This window comes from Streptomyces sp. NPDC029122 (assembly GCF_055569445.1).
The window spans coordinates 40,199-66,430 of record NZ_JBVHWK010000001.1 but is presented as its reverse complement, the minus strand read 5'-3'; the positions used below and the strand labels follow the sequence as shown (position 1 = coordinate 66,430).

Below are 26,232 nucleotides of genomic sequence, written 5' to 3'. Positions count from 1 at the left end.
GGGCTCGAAGGCCCCGGCCGCCGTGGTCGGCCATTCCCCCGCCGCCCGCTCCGCCTTCCGGGTGGGAAGGCGGAGCGGGCGGCTGCGGGTGACGGGTCAGGGAGCCGTGGCGCGGGTCCAGCAGGAGAGCAGGACCGGTTCGGGGCGATGGAGGCCGTTCGCGTCGACGTCGAACACCTGAAGCGCTCTCAGGACGCGCACCATATCGGCCGCGGTGACCGTCGCGTCGTAACGTCCGCTCTCCACCGCGGCCTCGAGGTCTTCGAAGGGCAGGCCCTCCTCCGTCATGAGTTCCAGTACCACCGCGAACGCCGCCCACAGGGGCGACTTCGCCACCAGGCCCGCCTGCGCCAGAAAGGCCTGCGCGCCCTCGAGGTCGTCCAGCCGTTCCTGGAGCGAGCGGAGGGCCCTGCCCTCGGAGACGCCTCTGGCCAGCTGTTCCGCGAGATCGTCGACCAGCAGCGGCCATCCGCCCGTGGTCGCTCCCAGGCGGGTGAGGGCCGACTCCGAGGCGAAGGCGCTCTTCTGGTCCAGCGCCCAGGTGCGCAGTCCGTGGCGGGTGAAGCGCCGGAGGGTGACGACGTCCAACTCGCGTCCCTGCCGGTCGGACAGCAGCTCCCCCCAGAGCCGGATCTGTTCGAGCCCGATCACCACCACCGCGGAACGCGTGACGCCCGGGGCCACGGGGAGCCAGGTCGCCGCCATCTCCAGCGAGTCGAGGCAGGTCTGTTCGCCAGGCGTTTTTACGGTCATGTCGGAGAGGACGAGGCGGCTCGTGCCCGCCGCGCCGCCGACCAGCTCACGCTCGAAGTCGGCGCGCCGGTTGATGACGGGCATCTTCCAGCCCGTTGCCTCCGCGACCTCGCGCAGTCCCGAGCCGACGCGGTTGATCCCCGTGGCGGGTGAGCCGATGACCACGCGGGCGAGGTTCCGGCGGCCCTGTTCGCCGCCCACGACCTGCCGGCCCGGCAGGAGGTCCGCGATCTGCGCCGCGGTGAGCGGGCAGTGCGCGTGCGAATGGGCGGACCGGTGCCGGGTCTCCATGGCCGTGAGCCGCTCGGTCACCTCCCGGCTCGACGTGTTCTGCAACTGCGCGTCAACGTCCTCGAGCGTGCCGATCATGCTCAGGGCGTTCGCGCTGCGCAGGTGCCAGCCGCGGTACTCGGGGTCGGGGGCGAGCACCCCCAGTCCCTCCATCTCGGTGAGGTAGGCGCGGAACTGGTCGGGGTCCAGGTCCCGGAACCCTTCCGCCCACCAGTACGTGCACTCGTCCCGCAGCTCGGCGTGGGTCATCCTGGCATCGATCCCGTGGTGGTGGGCATGGTGCGCCACGACGTTGGCGATCATGTTGTACCGGGAGTCGAGCCGCAGGGTGTCGTGGAAGGCCGCCGTGATGCTGCGCTGCAGGTCCTTGTCCGACTGGACCCGCTCCACGTCCGCGCGGGTGATCGAGTACAGCGGGCCGCGGCCCCTCGCCCGCCCCGTGTGCATGGTCTGCACGAGTCGATGCGCGAACATCTGGAGGAGGAACGGCTGGTAGGAGCAGTGCCCGAGGATCCGGTGGACGAGCGGCGGTTCGTCGAACCTGTAGCCCAGCGCTGCCAGCGGCTTCAGCAGCAGGTTGGCCGCGTCCTGAGGCTGCAGCGGGCCGATGACCGTCGGGTGCTGCGAGAGATGGCTGAACGGGTTGTTCACCGCGAGGGTCGCGTACCGCTGCACCGAGTGCAGCCCCGCGAACACGATCTTGACGCTGTCGTTCGTCTCCGAGCTGAGGTCCCGCAGGCGCCGGGTCTCCGTGAACCTCGGCGAATCCGACTCGAAGAAGCCGTCCGCCTCGTCCAGCATGATCAGCATTCGCCGGCTGCTGTCCTGCTTCAGCCATGCCCGGATTCCGGCCACCACGGCGTCCGCCGTCAGGACTGCGTCGGGCCTGACCCGCTTCGCCAGGATCAGCGCGTCCTCCTCCAGCAGCCGGCGCCCGATGATGTTCCAGACGGCGGCGGCCTGCGCGCTGGTGCCGTTGTACGTGGAGTCGAGGCTCAGCGCCAGGCTCACGTGCGCGGTCGGCGCCTGGGCGGTGAAGTTCCTGCCCGCCTCCTTCAGCAGGGCGGACTTGCCCAGACCCCGGCCGCCGAAGACGACCTGGTTCCCCGCCGGGTCCTGGACCGAGCTGAGCTCGTCCAGCCTGCCGAAGAACATCTCCTGCGCGACCCGCCCGCGCTTCTCGCTGACGTACGGGTTCACCGCCGAGAAGGGCAGGAGGACCTGCATGGCGCGGTCCAGCAGCTGGTTGCCGCGTGCCGCGATGTGGGCCAGTGCCGCGTCGTCGAGCACGACCATCGGCCGGCGGCCGACGCTCAGTGCTGCGAGCGCCGTCCGGTCCTGCGCCGAGAGGGTTCCGAAGTAGGCGACCAGCAGGCTGTCCTGGCTCGGATCCTGCTGGACGCGGGCCATCAGCGCCTCGGGCTTCGGCTGGCCCCAGGCGAGCATCACCCGGAGCCGGCCGCGCAGGGCCGAACCGAAGGCCGGTACCAGCGCGTTGCCCGTGTACCCCACGTCGACCAGGTCGAGGAACCGGTGGTCGGGCGTGGTGCTCCGCTGCCGGTCCCGCTGAGGCCTGCGCAGACTGCGGTAGCCGATCAGCCGCAGGGCGGGCATGAGCAGGTTCTCCTCGCTCAGCCCCTCCAGCCTCCGCCCTCCCCGGCGGCCGGCCATCTCGTGCCAGCCGGCCAGGCCTTGGGCCGCCTGCTCCGTGAACTCCTCCGACATCATGGAGAAGTCGAGGGCGTCGAGGTCGAGGAAGCGCCTGCGCTCCCGCACCGCCTGGATGAGTTCCGCCGTGATGCCGCGGGGCAGCGCGTCCGGCACCGTCGGGAAGAACGCGTCCAGCGGATGGTCGGCCTGGCGCGTGTCGGGGATGCTCTCGCCATTGGAGAGGTGGGAGATCAGCTCCTCCGCCGTCAGGAGGTCGCCGTCGTCGAGGACGGGCGTGACCCTGGCGACGTTCTCGGGCTTGAGGTCGGGAATCTCCATGAGCCGGGCCCGCAGGGTGGCCACCGCCTTCGCATGAGCCCGCTCCAGTTCCTCGGACAGAGCGCCCAGCCGCCGGCGTACCGAGGACAGGTCGGACGCGGGGGTGATGACGGACGCCTTGAGCCGGTGCTCGAAGTCGCGTTCCTCCTCCTCCTTGAACACGCCGTTCACGCGGGTGCGCCGCAGGGCGTCCTCCAGCTCCCGCCGCTTCACCTCGAGCTCGGCGACCGTACGCCTGGCGGCCTCGTCGACCTTCACCTGCACGGACTCGGCGATCGGTTTGTCATCACCGTCGAGACGGGGCAGGTGGCCACGTTCGGAGAGCTCGATCAGGTGGCCGGCTACGTCGAACCGCTCGGCGGCCGCGTGACCACTGACTGCGTCCTCCCAGGTCCTGCCCGCAGCGGCCGCGATGGTGGCGGACGTCAGGCGGGGCGGGACGACGTGCCCGGTCGTTCCGTCCACCCGCACGCCCGCCATCTTCAGCAGGTCGGCGCCGAGCACGGTCTCGGCCGGCGGCTCCGTGGGGTCGAGGCGGGCGTCACCCGCGAGGAGCTCGAAGGTCAGACGCAGGGACTCGGCGGCCGAGCGCATGGCGGTGGCGGCGTACGGGTCGTCGGTGAGAGCCTGCTCCGCGAGGTCCGCGAGCACGCCGTGCCGGAGCGCCAGCACGTTGGTGCGCATCTCCTGGACCTGATCGACGCTCCAGTCCTGCGCACCCGCGTTGAGCGCCCGGGCAGCGGTGACCCACTTCTCGACCCATCGCAGACGCTCGCGCACCAGCCGCAGCAGGTTCTGCCGGGCCGGGCCTTCCAGGGGGCTTCTGCTGGACTTCATCATCCGGCGGTCGATCTCGTTGAGCTCGTCCTGGAGCCTGGAGTCGATGCTCAGCTCCCGTACGCGCTCGGAGACCTCGTCGAGCACGGCCCTGTCGTCGTCCGCCGCGCTCCGCAGCAGCCGTCCGACGAGCCCGTCGGGGGCGAGCCAGGTCCGGGTGATCTCGGTCGCGCGGTTGAACCGGATCCGCGGAATCTGGTCAAGGCCCTGCCGGCACTCCTCGCGGGCCTCCCGCATGGTCCTCTCGAGTTCGGCGGCGCCCTGTGCCACGGCGAGCGGTGGCGAGTGCAGGAGCGTCGACCGCAGGGCGCGGAGCGCGACCTCTCCCGCGATGGCGGCGAGGCTCGGCGGCAGGGCCGACGCCACGCGTTCCAGCGGAGCACTGCTCTCGGGGTCGCCCGTGATCAGGACGGTCCGCAGCAGGGCCGCGGTGACGAGGGCGGCGTCCGGCCGGCTGCCGACCAGCTCGTCGAGGTCGATCTCGGCCAGCTCGGCCCGGACCCGCGAGGCGCACTCGCCGCCGGCCGATCGCAGCGCGTGGGCGTACGCGGAGATCCGCAGGGTGGCGACACGAGAGCGGGGTTCGCCGTTCTGCTCGGCGAGCGCCGCCGCCGTGCCGTAGCGCCGGGCTTCCAGGAGCGGCGCGAGTTCAGCGGCCCGCCGCGTACCGGCCGTGGCCGGTATCTCGGGGAGGTCCGCGCCGGGCGCCGGGGCGGCATCCCGCTCGCCGGTCGGCTGCGGCGGCAGGTACGGGGATGCGGCTCCGGCGCTCGGAGTGGGCGTCGATGGCGTCGGCGGCTGCTGCCGTGCCTGGTCAGATGGGGCGGCGGCGGGGGAAGCGGCCGGGGCGGGACCGCTGCGCCGGGTCTCCTCCTCCGGAGCAGGAGAGCCGGCGCCGGCAGGTGCGGGCTCGGAAACCGATGTCTGCGCGGGTACCGCTGCCGGTGCAACGGGCACGGCAGGGGCGGTCTTCCGTTCCGGGGACGCGGGGGCGGTGACCGGTTCCGCGTCGGCGGGAGGGCGCTGACCAGCACCGCTCGAGGAATCCCGTCCGCCGGGCAGGGCGAGGCCGGCGTGTTGCGCGGCCAGCATCACCAGTGCGGGAGTGGGCCCCTTGGCCGACATCGCTCCGAGCAGCTCCAGGATCTCCGCGGGCCGGTCCTGGCTGCCCTGCGCGAGCTCCACCGTCCTGAGGAGGATGTCGAGTGCTTCCGCGTCGGCACGGTCCTGCCTGTCCCAGACCTTCTGCGTCCGGAGTGCCTCCGCCCTCTCCTGTGCCTCGAACAGCGCGTCGGCCGGCAGCGTCGAGCCTTCGCCGCGCATCAGGCAGGACACGAGCCGCAATCGCGTGCGGAGTTGTCCCATGTCCCGCGCTTCGATCGCGCGGGCGGTCCGCTTCCGCAGGCCCGGCAGGTCGATTCGTTCGGGGGCCGGGCCGTGCGGGCGCAGCGCGGTCAGGAGTTCGTCGAAGGACGTTGCCACCTCGACGAGCGCGCCGAGGTCCGCGTCGTCAGGCCTGGCCTCCTCCGTCAGGGCTTGGGCGACCCGCCGCACGGACACGGTCGCGGCCTCGAGGGCCCGCTCGATCCGCTCCAGGCGGGTGGTGAACGGATCGTCCTCCGCCATCGCGTCCGGGGCGGGGGACGCATCGTCGGACGGAGAGGGAGAGGCCGCTGCCTCCTCGCGTCCCATGCCTGCCCCGTCTTCTTCCTCGAGCTCGTGCCGCGGCTGCTGGAGCAGGCTCACCACGTGCTCGACCGACTCGCGTACGGCGGCGATGTCCGCCGGAGACGACTCGTCGGTCATCCAGGGCTGCTCCAGAGCCCACAGCCACACCGGCGCGTCCTCCGTACTGACGCGCAGGAGGGACCACGCGGCCAGGCGCAGCAGCGCGGGGCTCCAGCGCCGGGTGAGCGGCTCCGATGACCCGACGGCCGCCAGCAGGTCGTGGAGGAGCGGCTGGGTGAGGTGGGCAGCCGCGTGGCGCGCCTTGGCGGAGTCGGGGTCGCGCGCCATCCGGGCCAGGACGTCCCGGCACAGGGCGGGGCTCACCCTGGTTCCCGCGATGGAGATGCGCAGGGTGCCGAGCAGGTGACGGCGCCATTGCACCGACATCGAGTTCAAGGCGTGTTCCACGTCCGCCTGCTGGAGCAGTTTCACGGCGGAGCCTATGGGGGAGGGCAGCGAGTTGAGGACGCGTGCCTGCGCCTCGAGGGCATCGACGAGGACGGGCGCCAGCACGGCGTTGGGCCCTTCGCCCACGATGAAGGGTGTTTCGGGTTCTTCGCACAGCTGGCCACGCCGCCGGCGGGGTGAGGTCACGCGATCTCCTGCGAGCTGGTTGGTACTGGTTCAGACACCTCGGCGGTGCGGTCGTACGTAGGTGTAGCCCGGGGGCAGTTCGGGCGAGCCGGCCAGGCCGAAGGTCATGAAGTCCTGTCGGAACAAGCGTCGTTGTTCTTCGCTCGCTTCGTGGCCCAAATGGCCTATCAAGCGGAGGAATCCTGGAACATGGTGGCCGTTGACGGGCCGGACGGTGTGGACGGGTTCGTCCGGCGGGGCGGAGCCCCGTGGCCTGCTCTCGACCACCAGGGGTGTGTAGCAGACCAGTTCCAGCACGGTCTCGCGCGGCCGCTGCGGGTAGTGATCACGGCCGTCGGGGCCGCGGCTGCCCCGGGTGAGGGTGAGCCGGGCCGAGGCGAGCAGCTGCCGGAGCGCCGTTTCCACCAGGGGCGCGGCGGGGTGGCCGGGAACGTCCGTCATGACGAGGCGTACCGCGGTGGGGAGGCGGTCGCGGGCGAGGAGGGCGCGGCCGTAGGCGTCGAGCAGGCCCAGGCGTCGGACCGCGGTCATGACGAGCGCTTCGGTGCCGGCGGGGTCACCCGGGGCGGCGCCGCGCGCGGGGCCCGTGCCCGGGGGATCCCCGCCGCCGTCCCGGGTGCGGACCCGCCGGTCGTAGCGGTGCGCCACGGGCTCGCCGTCGACGGTCTGAGGGTGTGGCAGCCGGACGGTGCGGGCCTGGATGACCCGGCCGGCACGGTGCCAGGTGAGGGTGAGCAGGATGCCGGGGAAGAATCCGGCGGGCCACTCCAGGCCCGCGAGAGCGCCCTTCCCGTCGCGCTCCGCGTGCTGGCCGGCCTGGTGGGGTGGCAGGTCCGTTCCGTCATGGGTGAGCAGGAGCAGAACGCGGTCCGCCGCCTCGTCCTCGGCGGCCGAACGGCCGCGGGCGAGGCCGTCCGCGACGCCGCGGGGCAGCGGCAGCCGGCCGTTCGCTAGGTCACGGGCCCTCAGGGGCTGTGTCCACTCGACGCGGTCCGGCCCGGCCGTTCCTCCGATGGCATCGCCCAGCCCGCGGTCGTCCGGCCACCACTGGCCCTCTTCGGGCGCGCTCGACTGCTCGGCCGCACCGGTGGTGCCGGGTTCCGGAGCCGGCCGGTGTGGCTCGGCGCCCCCCGCGGGAGCCCCGCCGTCCGGCCGGGCGCGTTCGGGTGGCGGGGGAGCGCCGGGGCGGGTGCCGGCCGGAGCGTCGCCCGCCCGGTACTCCGCGCGCCACACGCCACCGCTCTGCCAGCGGTCCTCCTGGGCCAGGTGCACACCGTTCGGCAGGAGGCCGCTCTCCTCGTCGGCCTCGCCCCTCACGTAGTCCGCCAGAAGAACGTTGGCGTGGCTGACGGCCAGGGGATACGCCGTGCCCCGTAAGGCGCCGAAGGCCTGCGGCAGCGCTCGGAGCGCGTGCCCGAGGGCGGTGTGGACCGCCTTCGGCCGCGCCGCCGCCCGGCGGCGGCCGATCGGTGCGGCCGAGCGTCCGACCGAGTGCGCCAGCGCCTGCAGGGCGTCGCGCCCCAGCGGACCCCGGTCGGTGAGGCGGGCGGCCATGGACGTCCGGGTGAAGGCGTAGTCGCCCCACATCCGGAGCTCCGGCGAGGATGCCAGGGCATGCCGGACCACGGACATCAGCCGGAGCAGGGCGGCTTCCATCTCCGCCGGAGCACTGGCAGGCGGCAGCATCAGCGGCAGCGGCACGGGAGCGAGGGAGCTCGTGAGCTGCTCCCGCCCGCGCGTCATCAGGTAGCGGACGTAGTACGCCGTGTCGTCCAGATCGGCTTCCGATCCCGCGTACCGGGCCTCGACGAGCAGGTGCCCGTACGCGTCCGTCGTTCCGCGGCGGCTCAGCCTGTTCAACCGGTCGGTGGTCGCGGCAAGGCCCTGGCCGAACGCCTCGGTGTCGAAGACGATCCGCTCGTGCAGGGCCGAGGGGTCGGCCGACTCGTCCTCTCCCGGGCCCCGCGCACCCGCGGGAGCGCCGGACAGCCAGGCGGGAGTGTCTCCGGTGCTGCCGACGGCCGGGTGGGCGCCTTCCTTGTAGACGACCTCCGCCGGCAGGAGGTCGCCCCCCGTACGGATGTTGATCATCGCTCCGACGGGCAGGGCCTCGGCCCGGTCGCCGAGGGCGACGGACGGGAAGTCACCGATGTCCAGCGGCCCTCCGGCGTAGCCGCCGGCCTGGACGTCGAACCCGAAGTAGACCGCGTTGAACGCGACCGCGGTATGCACGGGTGCGGTCCGGCACGCGACGAACGCGCTGATGTACCGGCGGAGGTGTTCGAAGTCCGGGTGGCTCCGCACGTCTGACGCGCCGATCAGCTCGGGGCTGAGCAGAGGGGGGTCCACGTACGGCCGCCAGACCTGATCAGAGGTACCGGCGTCATTCGTCAGTCGCATATGTGGCACATGGTGGCGCGCCCCGGTGAGAAAGTGAAGCGCTGTGCTCGATCCAGCCACACTGCGACAATTACCGGTCGCCCCGGCCGGCGGTGAGGTCGGCGGGAAGGCTGTCGTCCGTCACTCGGTGCCCCGGGCGCTTTCGTACGCGACTCCGCGGAAACCTCTCCGAAGGGACCGTCTAGGATGTCGGCCGCGCGCTGATGTCACATGCGGTTGACGTCGCGCCGGGTCGTGCTCATGTGCAGTCCTGCGTCCGTGAGCCGCCCGACCGGATGCGTCCGGGCAGCTGTTCCTACGGGGGAGAACGATCGGTGTTCGGAATCATCAGGCCATGCCGTCATCGCCTGGGCGAGGGCTTGCGTACCGAGTGGATGGCGCATCTGTGCGGGCTGTGCCTGGCTCTGCGCAGCGAGTACGGGCAGTTCGCGAGGGTGGCCACCAACTATGACGGCCTGATCGTCTCGGTGCTGACCGAAGCGCAGTCGGAGCGGACCGGGGACTGGCGGCGGGGAGCCGGGCCGTGCCCGCTGCGCGGGATGCGGTCGGCGGACGTGGCGCAGGGTGAGGGCGCGCGGCTGGCGGCGACGGTGTCGCTGGTGCTGGCCGCGGCGAAGATGCGCGACCATGCGGCCGACGGCGACGGCCTGGTGGGGCGGCGTCCGGTGGCGCTGGCGGCACGCCGGATCGCCCACAGCTGGGACCGTGCGGGCGTCGCGGGCGGCGAGCGGCTCGGCTTCGACACCGCCCTGCTGATCCGTGCGGTCGAGCGCCAGACGGACGTCGAGCGGTCGACCGGCCCCGGGGGCTCGCTGCTGGCGGTCACGGAGCCCGCGGAGACGGCGACCGCAGCCGCCTTCGCGTACACCGCGGTGCTCACGGACCGCCCGGGCAACGCCGAACCGCTGGCGGAAGCGGGCCGCCTGTTCGGTCGGCTGGCGCATCTGCTGGACGCGGTGGAGGACCTGGACGCCGACGCGGCGTCCGGCGCGTGGAACCCGATCGCCGTGACCGGCGCGGACCGTGCCGAGGTGCGCCGGCTCTGCGACGACGCCGTCCGCGGGATCCGACTCGCCCTGGACGACGCCGTGTTCGTCGACGGGCGGCTGGTGCGGACGCTGCTGGGCGGCGAGTTGGAACGTGCCGTCGACCGGGTCTTCGACCCTCGGCACCGTCACCACAAGCCCCGGCGTCAGGTGCGGAGCGGCCCGCGCATGCTGCCCTGGCTGGGACGCCGTACGGAGACGGAAACGGCCTCGGCAACCGGCACGGGCACGGCCTGCGGCGTGGGGGAGCTCGCGGGCGCGGCCCCGGTGGGCGGGGTGACGGCGTCGGGCCGACCGCCGGAGGGGCAGTGCCGGCGGTGTCGCGAGTGGGGCCGGCTGTGCCGTGATTGCAGGTTGTGCTCCAGGTGCTGCCGGTGCGACGACGGCGGCCCGGATGACGGAGAGCCCATCCAGTTCGGCGACGGCAACCGCAACGGCGGCTCGACCAGGGACGGTTCCGGGAACGACGGCTGGTTCGGCGGCCAGGGCGGCGGCAACTCGGGCGGCTACTCCGGCGGTTCGGGCGGCGGCTCCGGCGGCGGCCGTGGCTCCGGTGGCTCCGGCGGTTCCGGCGGTTCCGGCGGCGGCTCGGGCGACGGCTGCTGCGGTGGCGGGGGCTGCTGCAATCCGTGCAAGTGCTGCTGCGACTGCTGCGACTAACGACGGTGAGCCCGGTTTCCCCCGGCGGGGGAAACCGGGTGCCGGACTTCTCGTCCCGCCGCGCGTCGACGAAGGCGTACGCCACCGGGCTGGACCACCCGCAGCGGGAGGCGCCGGCGCGTACCGGGTGCTTGCCCCCGCCGGTCGTCCCGGAGCTCGGCGCCGGCTTGCTCGGAAGCCGAGTCCTGGCCGTTCCGGGTCGGCAAAATGATTTGAACCCGGGCGGCGGCACCGACAGGATCGGGGAAGACCGATGAGTTCTTCCCGGCGCCGCAGTCTGTCAGGGTGACCGCCACGCGCGGAGGACACTCACATGACGGAAGGCACCATGCCCGCACCACACGAAACCCCCAGCCCCTCGCCCGCCCGCGTCACCGCCGTGCTGCGGATCCTCGTGCTGTCCACGTTCGTCGTCCTCCTCAACGAGACGATCATGGTCAACGCGATCCCGCGGCTCATGCGCGATTTCGAGGTCACCGCCGCCGCCGCGGGGTGGCTGTCCACGGCCTTCATGCTCACCATGGCCGTCGTCATCCCGGTGACGGGGTGGTTCCTCCAGCGCGTGACGACCAGAACCGCGTTCGGTCTCGCCATGGCGCTGTTCCTCGCCGGCACGGCTCTGGCCGCGGCCGCGCCCGCCTTCCCCGTACTGCTGGCCGCCCGCGTCATCCAGGCCAGCGGCACCGCCGTCATGATGCCGCTGCTCATGACCACGCTGATGACCCTCGTGCCCCCGCACGACCGCGGCCGTGTCATGGGAAACATCACCCTCGTCATCTCCGTCGCACCCGCCCTCGGCCCCGCCGTCTCCGGTGTGCTGCTGCAGCTGGGTTCGTGGCGCCTGCTGTTCGTGGCCGTGCTTCCCATCGCCGGAGCCATGGCGATATTCGGCCGGCGCAAACTGGTCAACATCGGTGAGCCGCAGGCCGCCCCCATCGACTGGCTGTCCGTCCCCCTGGCGGCAGCGGGCTTCGGCGCCCTGGTCTACGGCCTGAGCGGGCTCGGCGCCGAGAACGCGGCCCGGGCCCCCCTGCCCGCGGAGGCCATCACCGCGGCCGGCGCCGTGCTCGTGGGCCTGTTCGTATGGCGACAGCTGGCACTGCAGCGTTCGTCCGCACCGCTGCTGGACCTGCGCGCCCTGATGTTCCGTCACTTCTCCGTGGCGCTCGGCCTGATGTGCCTGTCCTTCATGGCCCTCATGGGTGCGTTCATCCTGCTGCCCATCTACCTGCAAGAGGTGTGCGGCCTGACCTCACTGCAGACCGGGCTGCTCCTCATCCCCGGCGGCCTGACCATGGGCCTGCTCGGACCGCAGGTCGGCAAGCTCTACGACCGGCTCGGCGCACCACGCCTGGTCGTACCCGGAGCCGTACTCACCGCGCTGTGCCTCGCGCTGTTCGCGCTCACGGGCGAACAGACCTCGCCGTGGGTGGTGCTCGCCCTTCACGTGGCCCTGAGCGCGGGCATGGCGTTCGTCTTCACCCCCGTCTTCACCTCCGGCCTGTCCGTGCTCCCGCCGCACCTCTACCCCCACGGCTCCGCCATCCTCGGCTCGCTCCAGCAGGTCGCGGCCGCCGCCGGCACCGCCCTCGTCATCAGCGTCATGTCGGGGCGCGCCGCCACGGCGGCGGCCGAGGGCGCCGACGCCACCGGAGCCCTCGCCGCGGGCGTCCAGTGGGGATTCGGTATCGGCGCCGTGCTCGGCGCCGTGGCCGTACTGGTCGCCTTGCTGATCCGCACCCCGCCCGCTCCGGAGAAGCCTTCCGCGCCCGAGGCCCAGGAGGAAGACGGCACCGCGACGAACAAGACCGCCCACACGCCCACCTGACGCCCCGGGACCGGCCCGTCGTCCGCCCCGGCCGGTGGAACGCCGGCTCCGTGCCGCCGGCTCCCTCCCGGAGCCGAGCCGCGCGGCGACGGCGTTCCGTCCCGTCAGCCCCTGAGCGGGCCCTCGCAGGTGTACGGGGAGGTGCCGGCGCTTCCGGCGATGGCGGTCGGGCCGAACCAGCAGTTCATGTCCTCGAAGTTGGTGCCGCTGCCGAGGGCGCGCTCGATCAGCCGGCTGTCCGTGGCGGCCGACATGTCCTGGAAGACCAGGTCGGGGGCGGCGGCGTCGCGCAGCGTGGCCGTCAGCTGCCCCGTGCACACGAACCGCCGGTTGGTGCCGGTGGCGCCCGTGTCCGCGCACTGCGGCACGGTCCCGCCGGCGGCGGTGAGGGCCGACTGCACCTGGGCCGCGGTGTCGTGGGTGAGGGTGGCGGTGGGCTGGAACACCGTACGGGGGACGTACAGGTCGCCGACCTTGGCTATCTGCTCGTCGAGGAAGGTGTCGTACCCGCGCTGGACGGCGGCGTCGGCGCCCAGGCGGTTCCGCCAGGCGTCGAATCCGGTGACGTCATCGGACCTGGAGAACCGGTACATGGCCTGGAGCTCGGAGGGCCTGTCCCGCCACAGGTACGCGAAGAAGGTGCCCGCGTAGTCGTAGAACCGGAAGCCGTCCCCGGCGTAGGTCGCGTGCAGGAGCTGGTTCACGCTCATCCGCGGGCCGCCGGACGCGGTGTCGTCGATGACCCCCTGGACCAGGGACTTGCGCACCGCGACCCCGTCGTCGCGGGTGGCGCCGTCGAAGAACTCCGCCGTCCCCTCGTCCATCGCCGTGGTCCGGTCACCGCTGTACCAGGCGCCGGAGCCGAAGGTGCCCGGGACGGCGAACCGGCCGTTGAGGTAGTGGGCGTACTCGTGCCGGAACAGTTCCTCCAGGGTCAGGGAAGAGTCCTCGGGCACGCGCCGCTGGTAGGTGTAGAAGGTCGCCGTGGACTCGATGTACATGCCGCCGTTGTTGGTGCTCAGACCCGTGAGGATCGGCTGGTACTCCACGTAGTCGGCGCGCGAGGCGTACAGCACGACGGTGAGGGTGGCGTTGGTGTCTCCGGCGAGCGGCTGATCGGTGCCGAGCACCCGGTGGAACTGCGACTTGACCTGCTTGCTCGCGTAGTAGAGCTGGTCGACGGTCGCCCGGTCCAGCGCGGTGCGGACCTTGATCGCGCCCTTGTCGTAGGTGTACGCGTACGGGAAGAGCCGTGCCTCCAGCTCCGCCTTGCACTTCGGCGAATGGCAGGAGCCCCCGGCGGTGGCCTGGGTGGCGGACGCGGCCGTGGCGGCCCGCTCCACGCGGTCGCGCCGGTCGCGCCGGTCACGGGCCGAGTCGGACGGCCCGGGTCCCGCCTTCGCCGTGACGGCGGAGGCGGGTGCGGATCCCGGGACCGGTGCGGGGGCTGCCTGGGCGGCGGGCGACGCGGACAGGGCGAGCGTCGCGGCCGTCACCGCGGTGAGCAGTGACGCGCGCAGGAATCTCGGAGCGGGCAACGAAGGTCTCCTGACGGTTCGACAGGGGTGGACGGAGCAGGTGTCGCCGAAGCGGTGCCGCGTAACATAGCAATGTGAAATGGCACTGTTAACCCCTCGAACGGCACGGCTTCGTGCGGATCGGGGCCTCGGGGTGCGCGGTCGACGCTCACGGCACGCGGCAGGTCGGCGGTCTTGTGTGTGAGGAAGTCCCTCCACATACTCACTGCAGCGCATGTCAGGGACACGCCATTTCCTGAAGCGCCTCACAGGGCCCCCACCCCACGGGCCCCGACGCTCCGAGGAGGAGATCAGTGAGGATCACGCGCACCAGTTCCCCCACCCGTACGTCGAGACGAGCCGTGTTCGCCGCCGTCGCCGCGGGCCTGCTGACGGCCACCGGGCTCACCCTGCCCACCGCCCAGGCCGCCGCCCCGCGGTCGTTCGGGGCGGCGGAGCTGGCCAGGGTCGACCGGGCCGTCCTGAACGCCGACGTGGGCGGGACCGCTTGGTACGTGGACCGGGCGAACGGCCGGGTCGTCGTGACCGCCGACAGCACCGTGTCCGCCGCCGGCCTCGAGAAGATCCGGAAGGCGGCGGGGGCCGAGGCGGGCGCACTGCGCATCGAGCGCACCCCCGGCACGTTCACCACCCTGCTGGGGCCGGGCGACGCCATCTACGGCGGCGGCTACCGCTGTTCGGCCGCCTTCAACGTGGTCAGCGGCAGTACGTACTCCTTCCTGACCGCCGGCCACTGCGGCAACGTGGTCAGGACCTGGTACGCCAACTCCGCCCAGAGCACGCTGATCGGTCCCACGGTCGGGTCGAGCTTCCCGGGCAACGACTACGCCCTGGTCCGCTACGACAACACCTCGCTGAGCCGCCCCGGCGGCTTCACCGCCGCCGACGCCTACGTGGGCGAGCCCGTGAAGCGCAGCGGCTCAACCACCGGCACGAAGAGCGGAACGGTCACCGGTCTCGACGCCACCGTCCACTACAGCGGCGGCGGCACGGTCCGCGGCATGATCCAGACCAACGTGTGCGCGGAGCCCGGCGACTCGGGCGGGGCGCTGTACGACGGCACGAAGGCGCTCGGCATCACCTCCGGCGGCAGCGGCAACTGCACTGTCGGCGGTACGACGTTCTACCAGCCGGTGCCCGAGGCCCTCGCCAAGTACCGGGTGTCCCTCCTCTGAGCGTGCCCCTCAGCCGCCCCCGGTCCCGACCGGTGACACGGGACCGGGGGCGCGGTCACCCCGGCGGACTCGGCGAGCCCGCCGTGCCCGGCGCGGTGGTGGCCGCCGAGACGGCAGACCCGTACGGCCGGCCGGCTCATACGCCGCGGCGGCCGGCCGTGCTGTCGTCGACCGCTTCCAGCGCCTCCGGGAGGACCTCCGCGGCCTCGGGCCGGGCCGCGCGGGCGCGCGTGCCGCGCCCGGTGAGCCAGGTCGCGACGGGCTCGGTGTAGCGGGCGGTCAGCGGTCCGACGATGACCAGCACCAGGACGTAGGCGGTGGCGAGGGGTCCCAGGGCCGGCTCGATGCCCGCGGTGACCGCGAGCCCCGCGATGACGATGGAGAACTCGCCGCGCGCCACGAGCGTGCCGCCCGCCCGCCAGCGGCCCTTCGCCGAGATCCCGGCGCGACGCGCGGCCCAGTATCCGGTGGCGATCTTCGTGCCGGCCGTGACGACCGCTAGCGCCAGGGCGGGCAGCAGCACGGGCGGGATGCTGGCGGGGTCGGTGTGCAGGCCGAAGAAGACGAAGAACACGGCCGCGAACAGGTCCCGCAGCGGGCTGAGCAGGTTGTGCGCACCCTCGGCGACCTCGCCCGACAGGGCGATCCCGACCAGGAAGGCTCCGACGGCCGCCGACACCTGGAGCTGCTGGGCGATCCCGGCGACCAGGAGGGTCAGCCCGAGGACGACGAGCAGCAGCTTCTCGGGGTCGTCGCTGGAGACGAAGCGGGAGATGACCCGGCCGAAGCGGACCGCGAGGAACAGCACCAGGCCCGCCACGCCCAGGGCGATCGCGAGGGTGACGCTTCCGGCGGCGAGGCTCACCCCGGCCAGCAAGGCGGTGATGATCGGGAGGTAGACCGCCATGGCGAGGTCTTCGAGGACCAGGATGCTGAGGATCACCGGGGTCTCGCGGTTGCCGAGGCGCCCGAGGTCGCCCATCACCTTGGCGATGACACCGGAGGAGGAGATCCAGGTGACTCCGGCCAGGACCACGGCCGCGACCGGACCCCAGCCCAACAGCAGGGCCATTGCCGCGCCGGGCAAGGCGTTCAGGGCGGCGTCGACCAGGCCCGCCGTGTACTGGGTCTTGAGGTTCGAGACCAGGTCGCTGGCCGTGTACTCCAGGCCGAGCATCAGCAGGAGCAGGATGACGCCGATCTCGGCGCCGATCGCGACGAACTCCTCGCTCGCTCCGAGCGGCAGCAGCCCGCCCTCGCCGAAGGCGAGGCCGGCGATCAGGTAAAGGGGTATCGGGGAGAACCGGAACCGGCCGGCGAAACGGCCCAGCAGACCCAGTCCCAGGATGATCGCGCCGAACTCGATCAGGAAGACCGCGGAGGAGTGCACGGCGCTCACTCCCGGCCGAGGATCGAGGCGGCGGCCTCGACGCCCTCGCGGGTGCCGATCACGATGAGCGTGTCGCCGCCCGCCAGACGGAAGTCCGGCGCCGGCGAGGGAACCGCTCCCGAACGGCGCAGGACGGCCACGACCGACGCTCCGGTCGCGGTCCGCATCCTGGTCTCGCCCAGCACGCGGCCGTTCCAGTGAGAGGTCGAGGACAGCTCGATCCGTTCCGCCACCAGCCCCAGATCGGTCGTGGACAGCAGGTTCGGGCTGTGGTGGGAGGGCATCAACGCGTCGATCAGCGCCTCGGCCTCACCGGCGGTCAGTTTCACCGACAGCGCGCACTCGTCCGGATCGTCCCTGCGGTAGGCGTTCACCGTCCGGGTGCCGTCGCGGTGGGCGACCACCGACAGGCGGCGGTGCTCGCGGGTCGTGAGGTCGTACCTGACCCCGATACCCGGCAGCGGTGTACTGCTCAGACGTGGAGCGGGCACGGCGAACCCCCTGGTTCGTAGTGGTGTCCTGCGGCAGACCGGACGCGCTCGGGCGCATCCTCCGGTGTCACCTTATCGACATGCGGATCACCCGATCGCGTTAAATGGAAATGATTATCATGTAGTCTTCGGTGCGTTCCCTTGATCGGCACCACCGGAAGGCGCGAGCGCGCACCATGAGAACCCCCCGTCGTCGGCTGATGGCCGCTCTCCTCCTCACCCCGCTCCTCACCGGCTGTTTCGCCTCCGGCGGCGACCCGGCCGCCGGCTCCCCGGGCTCCGCGGACGGCAGCCGACTGCGGGTGGCGCTCGCCTTCCCGCCCACCCGGAACTTCTCCCCGTACAGCCAGGACGCCTTCCACCTGTCCAAGCTCGGTGTCTCCGAGGGCCTGACCAAACTGGACGCCAACGGCAACACGGTCCCCGCGCTCGCCGAGTCGTGGACCAGCGAGCAGGGCGGACGCAGCTGGCTGTTCACCCTGCGCGGCGCGAAGTTCCAGGACGGCACCGAGCTCACCGCGCGGGCCGTCGCCTCCGCCCTCACCCACGCCGCCGCAGCCGAGCCCGTCCCCAACGCCCTCTCCGGCGTCAAGCTGACCGCGGAGGCGGCCGGCGAGCGCCAGGTGCGGATCGGCACCGACGCGGCCGACCCGGTACTGCCCCTGCGCATGTCCAACCCGAGCCTGGCGGTCTTCTCCCCGAAGGCGTACGGGGAGAAGGGCACCGTGAACCCGGTCGGCACAGCCACCGGCCCCTTCGCGCTCACCAGGATCGCCGGCGACACGGCGGCCACCCTGGACCGCTTCGACGACTACTGGGGCGGCCGCGCCCAGGCCCCGGGCATCGACGCCACCTTCGTCGCCGACGGCACGGCCCGCGCCAACGCCCTGCGGACCGGCCGGGCCGACATCGCCGAAGCCCTCCCCATGGCCCAGATCGCATCCCTGGACCAGGGCACCGTCCACGAAACCGACACCGCCCGCAACACCAGCCTCTACCTCAACACCAAGTCCGGCGTCTTCGCCGACGCGGGGCTGCGCGCCGCCGCGCGCGAGGCGGTCGACACCTCCGTCATCGCCAAGGACGTCTACGAGGGCAACGCCGAGGCCGCGCACGGCATCTACGGCCCCGCCCTGAACTGGGCCGCGGCCCAGCGGACCGAGCCCACCGGGCGGGCCGGGGCCGGCGTGCCCGGCGGGAAGAGCATCACCATCGCCACCTACACCGGCCGCCCCGAGCTCGCAGAGGCCGCCCAGGTGCTCCAGCAGCAGCTCGAGAAGGCCGGGTTCAAGGTGAAGCTGGAGGTTCGCGAGTACGCACGGCTCGAAAGCGACCTCCTCGCGGGGAAGTTCGACGCCGCCGTCGCCTCCCGCAACATGGTGCTCGACACCGGCGACCCCGTCAGCGTCCTCGCCAGCGACTTCACCTGCGCGGGGACCTTCAACCTGTCGCTGCTGTGCGACCCGGGCATCGACCGGGCCGTGGCGGACGCCCGGGCCGTGGCCGACACCACCGAGCGGCGGAACGCCGCCATGAAGGCGGAAGCAGCGGTCCTCGGCACCGACGCGGTGGTTCCCCTCGTGCACCAGAAGGTCTCCACCGGCATCGGCGCCTCCGTGCGGGGCACACTGCTCGACCCGTTCGAGCGGCAGTTCATCGGAACGGGGACCCGGCGCTGAACGGCATCCCCGACCACGCCCGGGGCGGCCCGGCGGCCCTGACCGCCGCGCTGCGCGCCCTCGTCCGCGGCGGCGGGCACACCCTGCTGTGGCGGGCCCTGCTCGCCGCGGCCATGGTGTGCGGGATCGGTCTGCTGCCGTGGCTCTCCCGCACCGACCCCGCGCTGACCGTGCTCAAGGCCCGCTCGGCGGAGCACGACCCCACGCCCGCGGCACTGGCCGCCGTACGCGACGAACTGGGCCTGGGCGACGGCCCGACGGCCCTGCTCGCGCGCTGGCTCGGCCGGCTGCCGCACGGGGACGCGGGCCGGTCCTGGATCTCCGGGACCGAGGTCCTGCCGTCCGTGGCGGAGGCCCTCGGCGTCTCGCTCCTGCTGATGGCAGGCTCCCTCGCGGTCGCCGTGGGAACGGCCGCCGCGGTGTGCGCCCGCACCGTGTGGCTCGGTTCGCGGCGCGCACTCGGAGAGCGGACCCCCAGCGGCACCGCGACGGCGGTACTGGCCGCGCTGCCGGAGTTCCTCGTCGCCGCCGTACTCGCCTCGCTGATCGGTGTGCGGCTGGGCTGGCTGCCCGCCCTGGGCTGGTACGGCCCGCAGTGGATGGTGCTGCCCTCGCTCGCCCTCGGGCTGCCCGCCGGCGCGGTCCTCGGGCGGATGCTGGACGATCTGCTGCCCGGCGCGTTCAACGCGCCGTGGGCGCCGGCCGCCGCCGCACGGGGCGTCCCGCCGCACTCCGTGGCGCGGCAGGTGCTGCGGAGCTGCGTGCCGGGACTCCTGCCCAACCTGGGACTGTTCGTCGTCGGCCTCACCGGCGGTTCGGTCGCCGTCGAGCAGGTCTTCGACATCCCCGGCCTGGGCCGGCTCACCCTGCGCGCCGCCCTCGCCCAGGACCTGCCCGTCCTGCAGGCCGGCACGCTCGCCCTGGTGCTGCTCGCGGCCGCCGCCGGCGCCCTGGCCCGGCTCTCCGCCCGGCTGCTGACCGGACCCGTGCTGCGTGCCGGCGCCCTGCTCTCCCCGCACCGGCCCGCCCCGCCCGCACCGCGGACACCGCCCCTGCTGTACGGGACGCTGCTCGCCGTCCTCATCGGCGCCGGCCTGCCCCGTGACCCGCTCGCCCTGCACACCGGCGCACGTCTCCAAGCCCCCTCCACGGCCCACCCCTTCGGAACCGACGCGCTCGGCCGGGACGTCCTGGCCCGCATCTCGCACGGCGCCCTGACGACCCTCGGCACCGCCCTCGCCGTGAGCGCCGCCGCCCTCCTGACCGGTGTGCTGCTGGGGCTTCTCCCACGGCTGTCCGGGCCCGTGGTCGAGACCATCAACGCCGTGCCGCCCGTCCTGGCAGGCCTCCTCGTCACCGGTATCGCCGGCAGCGGCCCGTGGACCCCCGCGCTCGCCGCGGCCGCCGTCGCATGGTCCCCGCTGGCCACCCACACCTCGGCCCTCCTCCGACAGGAGCGCGCCGCCACCCACCTGACCGCCACCCGGGCCCTCGGCGCCGGCCCCCGGTACGTCCTCACCCGCGTCCTGCTCCCGGCCGTCCTGCCGCCCGTCGTCCGCCACGCCCTGCTCCGGCTCCCCGGCATCGCCCTGTCGCTGGCCGCCCTCGGCTTCCTCGGCCTGGGCTCCCAGCCGCCGTCGCCCGAGTGGGGCCTGCTGCTCGCCGAGAACCAGCCGTACGTCGAACGCGCCCCCTGGGCCGTCCTCGCCCCGGCCGCCGTCCTCGCCCTCCTGGGCGCGCTCGCGGTCACGGCGGCCAGCGCGGCGGGGCGCGGGACATCCCGGCCGAAAGCCGGGGGAGTACGCGTGCCCCGGCCGAGGCGGCGGGCGGCGGTCCACCCCGCGGCGCCCGCGGTCGCCCCCGCCGGACCGGCGTCGGGCACGCCGGAGCCACCGCGCGCCTTCGTCCTCACACGGTCCGCGGACTGAAGGGAACCCGATGACCGGCCTCCTCTCCCACGTCCTGCCCCGCCGTGCCCCCCGGGCCCCGAAACCCCCGCGCGAGCGGACGTGGAAGCACCTGTCGCCGTTGCTGCGCCTGCTGATCCTGACCCAGCTGGCCTTCAACATCGGCTTCTTCGCCGTGCTGCCGTTCCTGGCCGCACACCTGGGCACCGCGATCGGCATGGCCGGCTGGACGGTCGGCTTCGTCCTCGGCCTGCGGACCTTCAGCCAGCAGGGCCTGTTCGTGGTCGGTGGATGGCTGGTGGACCGCTACGGCGTACGCCCGGCCGTCATGACCGGCTGCGTGCTGCGGATCGCCGGATTCGCCTGGCTCGGGTACGCGGAGGCGACCTCGGCCGTGATCGGCGCGGTCCTGCTGATCGGCTTCGCCGCCGCCCTGTTCTCCCCGGCCGTCGAGTCCGAGGCGGCCCGGCAGGCGGCGCTCCGCGAGCAGGAGGGCCACGGTCCGCGCACCCGGACGCTGGCCCTGTTCAGCGCGGCCGGTCAGGCGGGGGCCTTCGTCGGGCCCCTGCTCGGGGGCCTCCTGCTGACCGTGGACTTCCGCACCGTGTGCCTCGCCGGGGCCGGGGTCTTCGTCCTCGTCCTCGCCGGTCACGCGCGGCTGATGCCGCAGCACATCCCCGGCCGCGTCCGCACCCGGGGGCGGGGAGGGACCCGCGCGCTGCTGCGCAACCGCCGGTTCCTCGGCCTGTGCTGCGCGTACGGCGCCTACCTGCTCGGCTACAACCAGCTCTACCTCGCACTGCCGGACGAGGTGGAACGTGTGACCGGCTCCCAGGCGGCCCTGTCCTGGCTGTTCGCCCTGTCCTCCCTGCTGGTGGTGTGCGCCCAGCTCCCGGTGACCCGCTGGGCGGACGGCCGCTTCGGTCTGCGTCGCTCCATGGCCGCCGGGCTGCTGCTGATCGCGGCCGGTTTCACCGTCGTGGCCGCCGCACGTCCGGCGGAGTGGACAGGACCCGCCGGGCTGCTGCCCGCCGCCGGGTACGTCGTCCTCCTCACCCTGGGCCAGATGCTGATCGTCCCGGCCGCCCGCGCCTGGGTGCCCGACCTGGCCGAGGACGGACGGCTCGGGCTCTACACCGGCGCGTTGTCCTCCGTCTCCGGCCTGATCGTCCTCGCGGGCAGTTCGGCCGCGGGCTCGCTCCTCGACCTGGGCCTTCCCCCCGCCGTCCCCTGGCTGGCCCTCGCCGCCGTGCCCGTCCTCGCCCTGGGTCTACTGCCCCGCGCGTCCTCGTGAACTGACGGCACGACCGATCCCCGCGGGGTCTTCCGGGTAGGCGGGCCCTGACGAAGGGACGGCCGGTATGGGCGAGATGCGGATCGGAACGTGTTCATGGACGGACAAAGCCCTGGTGGGCAGCGGATGGTACCCGCCCGGGCGCCGTGACCCCGAGGGACGGTTGAGGTACTACGCCGAACGGTTCTCCGTCGTGGAGGTCGACGCCGGCTACTACGCCCTCCCCAGCGTGCGCAACAGCGTCCTGTGGACCGAACGCACGCCGCCGCACTTCCGGTTCGACGTCAAGGCGTTCTCCCTCCTCACCGGCCACCCGACCCGCAAGTCCGCCCTGCCCGCCGACCTCCGCGGCTACGACGCAGGGGACCCGGAGCTCCTCGACGAGGTCTGGCACCGTTTCGGCGCGGCCCTGCGGCCCCTCGCGGAAGCCGGCCGGCTCGGCGCCGTACTGTTCCAGTTCCCGCCGGGATTCGTCCCCGGCGCCCGGGCCGAGACCGTGCTCCACCGCACCAGGAAGCGGGCGCACGAGTGGCCGGTCGCCGTGGAGTTCCGCCATCCCGACTGGTGGCGCGAGGACCGGCGGGAGCGCACCGCCGCCCTGCTCAGGGACCTGGACGCCACCGCGGTGGCCGTGGACACGGCCCAGGGGCTGCCCACCTCGATGCCCCCCGTCACGCCGGTCACCTCCTCGGGGCTCGGAGTGGTCCGCTTCCACGGCCGCAGCCCCGCCTGGGGGACCGGCAGCAAGGAGGACCGCTTCCGGCACGCCTACACCGAGGAGGAACTGGCCGCCTGGATACCGCGCCTGCGCTTCCTGGCGGACCGGGTCGACGAGCTGCACGTCCTCTTCAACAACTGCTGCGGCGACGCCGCCGTACGCGCCGCCGTGACCCTGCGCGGCCTCCTGGACCGTGACGAAAGGACCGGGCCGATCGGGCCGGCCGGGCACGCATGAGAGGCCCGCGGCGGGTTACACGCCGTCAATGAGACCTGAACGCAGTGCGGTCCCCGGCCCAGGCGGCCGCCTCGCCTTCCTCTGGCTGCTGCCGGTACAGGCGGCCCTGATGGTCGCCGTGGGGCTGATGGTCACCGGCCCGCTGGCGGACCGGTGGCCGCTGGCCGTGGAGGACGGCATCAACCGGAGCCTGGCCGCGCACCGCAGTGGCCCCCTCACCGCGTTCTCGGACTGGCTGTCCCTGCTGGCCGCCACCCAGACCGTCATCGCCCTCACCGTCCTGGCCGTCGCCGCGATCACCGGGCTCTCGGGGGGACGGCGGCTGCGGGAGGCGGTGTTCCTGGCCGTGGCCGTGGCCGCGCAGTCGGCGGTCTTCCTGCTGGTGACCCTCGCCGTCGAGCGACCGCGTCCGGACGTCCCCCGGCTGGACGCCGCGCCGCCCACCTCCAGCTTCCCCTCCGGGCACGTCGGAGCGTCCGTGGCGCTGTTCGGCGGGCTCGCCGTCCTCGCCGCGCTCCGGCCGCGCGGCGACAGGCCCTGGGTACGGCGCGCCCTGATCACCGCCCTGCTCCTGGTCCCGGTGCTCGTGGCGTTCTCCCGGGTCTACCGGGGCATGCACCACCTGTCCGACGGGGTGGGCGGCCTGCTCAACGGCGCCTGCACCCTGCTCGTCGTGGCGTACGCGCTCCTGCTGCCCGCCCGGCCGCGGCCGTTCGCCCGCGCCGCCCGCGGCGCGGTCCCGGCCGGCCGGCTCCCGGCCGCCCGCCCCGCCGCCGGCGGCACGGCGGGGCGCCGGGCCGTGGTGGTGCGCCACCCGCACGGCTGCGGGGCGGAACTGGCCGAGCGCGTGCGGGGAGTCCTGCGCCGCCATGGCTACCGGGACCAGGCGTGGACGGAGACTTCCGCCGAGCACGCCGCGGGAGGTCTCGCCGCGCGGATCGCCGAGGAGGACACCGCCCTCGTCGTGGTCTGCGGCGGGGACGGCACCGTACGCGCCTGCGCCGACGTCCTGGCCGGTACAGGGATCCCGCTCGCGGTGGTCCCCTGCGGTACCGGGAACCTGCTGGCCCGCAACCTGGGGCTGCCCTCCGACCCGGCCGCGGCGCTGGAGGCGGCCCTGTCCGGGGAGACGGCGCGGATCGACGTGGGCCGGGTGGGGGGCGACGGGCCGGGGAGCGCCCGCTTCACCGTCATGGCGGGAGCCGGGTTCGACGCCGCCATGGTCGCAGACGCCTCGGAGCGGGCGAAGCAACGCGTGGGCTGGGCCGCGTACGTGCTGTCCGCCGTCGGGCACCTCCGGGATCCCCGGATGCGCCTGTCGATCCGGCTGGACGGGGGTCCCGTGCGGGAGCGCCGTGCCCGCATGGTCGTCATCGGCAACGTCGGCAGCCTCCAGGGCGGACTGCCGCTGCTGCCCGCGGCGCGGCCCGACAGCGGCCGGCTGGAGGTGGCACTGCTCGATCCGCGCGGCGTCCGCGGCTGGCTCGCGGCGGCGGGATACCTCGGGGCGCGCATGCTGCCCGGCCGGGCGGCGGCCGCCCCCGGCGGCGCGTACGGCAGGGTGGCCGGCGGCGCGCTGGAGTACTTCAGCGCCGTACGCGTCGACATCCGCTTCGCCCGCCCCCAGCCGCGTGAGCTCGACGGTGACGTCATCGGAGCCGGCACCCGGCTGAGCGCGGAGGTGGAACCGGGCGCGCTGCGCATCTGGCTCCCGCCGCGCGCGCCGGACGGGCGGACGCGTACGGCGGCGGCCGAACCGGCCGCCCGCGCACACGACTCGGGCGGGCGGTGACGGCCGTGGGAACCGCGACGCGGGTACCGCAGCGCGAGGAAGTGGCGGCGGCCACCGCCGGGCTGGAGATGGAGGGCGAGGAACTGTCCGCCGAGGAGGCGCTGGCCGCCCTGCGGCGCTACGGGGGCTGGAGCCTCGTACGGGACTCCTTCGTCCGCTTCCGGTACGCCGACGGCTTCAGCCACTCCAGGGCCCTGGCCCTGCAGACGGTACTGGCTCTCGTCCCGCTGGCCATCGCCGTCATCGGGCTGTCGGGTGCGCTGCACACCGAGGACATCGGCCGCATCGCGGAACTGACCATCCGCCGGCTGGCGAGCGGGCCCAGCCAGGAAGTGGTGGACGACGCCCTGGCCCAGAGCCGCCACCGGTCCGGGGACGGGAGCCAGATCGCGCTCTGGCTCGGTCTGGCCTTCTCCGTCGTGAACGTGACCACCGCCCTGTGCCAGGTGGAGCGGGGCGCCAACCGCATCTACGGAACGGAACGGGACCGGCCGTTCCTCTCCAAGTACGCCCGCGGGCTCGTCATGTCCGTGCTGGCCGGCCTGCCCCTCGGGCTCAGCTTCGCGGTGACCGTCCTCGGCGCCCACCTGAGCCGCGCCGTGGCCGCGGTGTACCACCTCGGCCCGGGCGCCGTCCGCGCGTGGGACCTGCTGCGCTGGCCCGTGGGCGTACTGCTCGCCGTCCTCGCCACCAGCGCCGTCTTCCGCCTCTCTCCCCGCCGCACCCAGCCCGGCTACACCTGGCTGGCCTTCGGCGCGACGGTGTACCTGGCGCTGTGGCTGCTGGCGACGTGGGGGCTGAGCCTGTACGTCGGCGCCGGCGGCTCCTTCACCACCGTGTACGGGCCCCTCAGCGCGTTCGTGTCCCTGCTGCTGTGGTCCTACCTGACCTCGATGGCCCTCTTCCTCGGGCTGGCCTTCGCCGCCCAGCTGGAGGCCGTACGGGCGGGGGTGACGGAACCGGTCACGGACGATCCCGGCGTCTGAACGGGCCGCGCCCGGACAGTCCGGAAGGGGCGGCCCCCGGGACGCGGCGGAACACTCCCGAAAGGAAGCACCACGACCATGGCACGACCCTCAGCCCCGCGCCGCGCGCTCGCCCGGCTCGTCACCGGCCGCTGGGGCCCCGACGCCCGGTTCGGGGCGCGGCTGGTGGCGACGGTGGCCGCGACCGCCCTCGTGTCCGTTCCCTTCGCGCTCGCGCTGGTCCTCGTCGAGTCGCGATGGGCGCCGCTGTGGCGGCTGGACCAGGGAGCGGCCCAGTGGCTGCACGCGGCGGCGCTCCGGCATCCCGCCTGGGTGCGGGTGCTGCGCGTCTTGAGCGACGTGGTGTGGGATCCGGTGACCATGCGGCTGCTCGTGGCGGCGCTGGTGGTGTGGCTCCTCGTACGCGGCGCGGTACGGCTGGCGCTGTGGGCGGCCGTCACCGCGACGGCCGGAGGCCTGCTCGGCCTGCTGGTGAAGATCGTGGTCGCGCGGGCCCGGCCCCACCTGCCCGAACCGGTCTCCCACGCGCACGGGTTCTCCTTCCCCTCCGGGCACGCCATGACGGCCACCACCTCCTGCGCGGTCCTGCTGCTGGTCCTGCTGCCGCTGGTCCCCCGGCGCCGGCGTCCGCTGGCGTGGGCGCTCGCGGCGGTCTCCGTCGGGGGAGTGGGCGCCACGCGGGTGGCGCTCGGGGTGCACTGGGTGAGTGACGTGGTGGGGGGCTGGCTGCTCGGGCTGGCGGTGGTCACGGCGACGGCCGTGGCCTTCGAGGCCTGGCGGGCGGACGTCGGGCGGCGCCGCACCACTCCCGCGGAGGGGCTGGAGCCGGAGATCCGCTCCGAGCACCCCGAGCCGCCGGCGGGGGCCCCGGAACGTCCGTGACCGCCCGCCGGCGGCGT

The 26,232-nt window shown here is 73.7% G+C and carries 14 protein-coding genes and 1 pseudogene; 10 read left to right on the top strand and 5 right to left on the bottom strand.

Going from position 1 to position 26,232, the window contains the following annotated elements; translation table 11 throughout:
- Positions 1-96: 96 nt before the first annotated feature.
- Positions 97-6,192, bottom strand: coding sequence for a hypothetical protein (locus ACZ4WZ_RS00280; protein ID WP_467883628.1), 6,096 nt, complete (start codon positions 6,190-6,192; stop codon positions 97-99).
- 30 nt (positions 6,193-6,222) lie between these two features.
- A complete protein-coding gene (locus ACZ4WZ_RS00275) occupies positions 6,223-8,592 on the bottom strand; it encodes a hypothetical protein (RefSeq protein WP_467883626.1) in 2,370 nt (789 codons plus the stop codon).
- 359 nt (positions 8,593-8,951) lie between these two features.
- Here ACZ4WZ_RS00275 and ACZ4WZ_RS00270 point away from each other — a divergent pair, with 359 nt between their 5' ends.
- A complete protein-coding gene (locus ACZ4WZ_RS00270) occupies positions 8,952-10,298 on the top strand; it encodes a DUF5685 family protein (protein WP_467883624.1) in 1,347 nt (448 codons plus the stop codon).
- Positions 10,299-10,611: 313 nt separating this feature from the next.
- Positions 10,612-12,126: a DHA2 family efflux MFS transporter permease subunit gene (locus tag ACZ4WZ_RS00265; protein WP_467883622.1), complete on the top strand. Its 1,515-nt coding sequence runs from the start codon at positions 10,612-10,614 to the stop codon at positions 12,124-12,126.
- A 104-nt stretch (positions 12,127-12,230) separates the two neighbouring features.
- Here the strand turns inward: ACZ4WZ_RS00265 and ACZ4WZ_RS00260 are convergent.
- A pseudogene (locus ACZ4WZ_RS00260) lies at positions 12,231-13,400 on the bottom strand (collagenase); the annotation flags it as partial.
- Between the two features lie 557 nt (positions 13,401-13,957).
- Here ACZ4WZ_RS00260 and ACZ4WZ_RS00255 point away from each other — a divergent pair.
- Positions 13,958-14,839 carry a S1 family peptidase gene (locus tag ACZ4WZ_RS00255; RefSeq protein WP_467883620.1) on the top strand — a complete coding sequence of 294 codons (882 nt, stop codon included), beginning with the start codon at positions 13,958-13,960 and terminating at the stop codon, positions 14,837-14,839.
- 136 nt (positions 14,840-14,975) lie between these two features.
- On the opposite strand, the gene ACZ4WZ_RS00250 is transcribed toward ACZ4WZ_RS00255, so the two are convergent.
- Together ACZ4WZ_RS00250 and ACZ4WZ_RS00245 are read right to left on the bottom strand one after the other, a co-directional pair.
- Positions 14,976-16,229: a cation:proton antiporter gene (locus ACZ4WZ_RS00250; protein ID WP_467883618.1), complete on the bottom strand. Its 1,254-nt coding sequence runs from the start codon at positions 16,227-16,229 to the stop codon at positions 14,976-14,978.
- Positions 16,230-16,234: 5 nt separating this feature from the next.
- Positions 16,235-16,720 (bottom strand): cation:proton antiporter regulatory subunit, encoded by a 486-nt coding sequence (locus tag ACZ4WZ_RS00245; protein ID WP_467883616.1) that lies wholly within the window; start codon positions 16,718-16,720, stop codon positions 16,235-16,237.
- Positions 16,721-16,896: 176 nt separating this feature from the next.
- Between ACZ4WZ_RS00245 and ACZ4WZ_RS00240 the strand changes: the two genes are divergently transcribed.
- From ACZ4WZ_RS00240 to ACZ4WZ_RS00210, 7 genes are all read left to right on the top strand, one after another.
- Positions 16,897-18,399 carry an ABC transporter substrate-binding protein gene (locus tag ACZ4WZ_RS00240; RefSeq protein ID WP_467883614.1) on the top strand — a complete coding sequence of 501 codons (1,503 nt, stop codon included), beginning with the start codon at positions 16,897-16,899 and terminating at the stop codon, positions 18,397-18,399.
- A 113-nt stretch (positions 18,400-18,512) separates the two neighbouring features.
- Positions 18,513-20,327, top strand: coding sequence for an ABC transporter permease subunit (locus ACZ4WZ_RS00235; RefSeq protein ID WP_467883612.1), 1,815 nt, complete (start codon positions 18,513-18,515; stop codon positions 20,325-20,327).
- 10 nt (positions 20,328-20,337) lie between these two features.
- A complete protein-coding gene (locus tag ACZ4WZ_RS00230) occupies positions 20,338-21,600 on the top strand; it encodes an MDR family MFS transporter (protein WP_467883610.1) in 1,263 nt (420 codons plus the stop codon).
- Positions 21,601-21,667: 67 nt separating this feature from the next.
- Positions 21,668-22,555, top strand: a complete 888-nt coding sequence (locus tag ACZ4WZ_RS00225) for a DUF72 domain-containing protein (RefSeq protein ID WP_467883608.1) — start codon at positions 21,668-21,670, stop codon at positions 22,553-22,555.
- A gap of 28 nt (positions 22,556-22,583) precedes the next feature.
- Positions 22,584-24,347: a bifunctional phosphatase PAP2/diacylglycerol kinase family protein gene (locus tag ACZ4WZ_RS00220; protein WP_467883606.1), complete on the top strand. Its 1,764-nt coding sequence runs from the start codon at positions 22,584-22,586 to the stop codon at positions 24,345-24,347.
- A gap of 5 nt (positions 24,348-24,352) precedes the next feature.
- Positions 24,353-25,333 carry a YihY/virulence factor BrkB family protein gene (locus tag ACZ4WZ_RS00215; protein WP_467883604.1) on the top strand — a complete coding sequence of 327 codons (981 nt, stop codon included), beginning with the start codon at positions 24,353-24,355 and terminating at the stop codon, positions 25,331-25,333.
- Positions 25,334-25,411: 78 nt separating this feature from the next.
- Positions 25,412-26,215, top strand: coding sequence for a phosphatase PAP2 family protein (locus ACZ4WZ_RS00210; RefSeq protein ID WP_467883602.1), 804 nt, complete (start codon positions 25,412-25,414; stop codon positions 26,213-26,215).
- The last annotated feature ends 17 nt before the right edge of the window (positions 26,216-26,232 follow it).

Bases quoted from the DNA above. Each gene is read 5' to 3' on its own strand.
- ACZ4WZ_RS00230 (WP_467883610.1), top strand. From the start codon at position 20,338: ATGACCGGCCTCCTCTCCCACGTCCTGCCCCGCCGTGCCCCCCGGGCC.
- ACZ4WZ_RS00235 (WP_467883612.1), top strand. From the start codon at position 18,513: ATGGTGTGCGGGATCGGTCTGCTGCCGTGGCTCTCCCGCACCGACCCC.
- ACZ4WZ_RS00210 (WP_467883602.1), top strand. From the start codon at position 25,412: ATGGCACGACCCTCAGCCCCGCGCCGCGCGCTCGCCCGGCTCGTCACC.
- ACZ4WZ_RS00225 (WP_467883608.1), top strand. From the start codon at position 21,668: ATGGGCGAGATGCGGATCGGAACGTGTTCATGGACGGACAAAGCCCTG.
- ACZ4WZ_RS00220 (WP_467883606.1), top strand. From the start codon at position 22,584: ATGAGACCTGAACGCAGTGCGGTCCCCGGCCCAGGCGGCCGCCTCGCC.
- ACZ4WZ_RS00275 (WP_467883626.1), bottom strand. From the start codon at position 8,592: ATGCGACTGACGAATGACGCCGGTACCTCTGATCAGGTCTGGCGGCCG.
- ACZ4WZ_RS00240 (WP_467883614.1), top strand. From the start codon at position 16,897: ATGAGAACCCCCCGTCGTCGGCTGATGGCCGCTCTCCTCCTCACCCCG.
- ACZ4WZ_RS00265 (WP_467883622.1), top strand. From the start codon at position 10,612: ATGACGGAAGGCACCATGCCCGCACCACACGAAACCCCCAGCCCCTCG.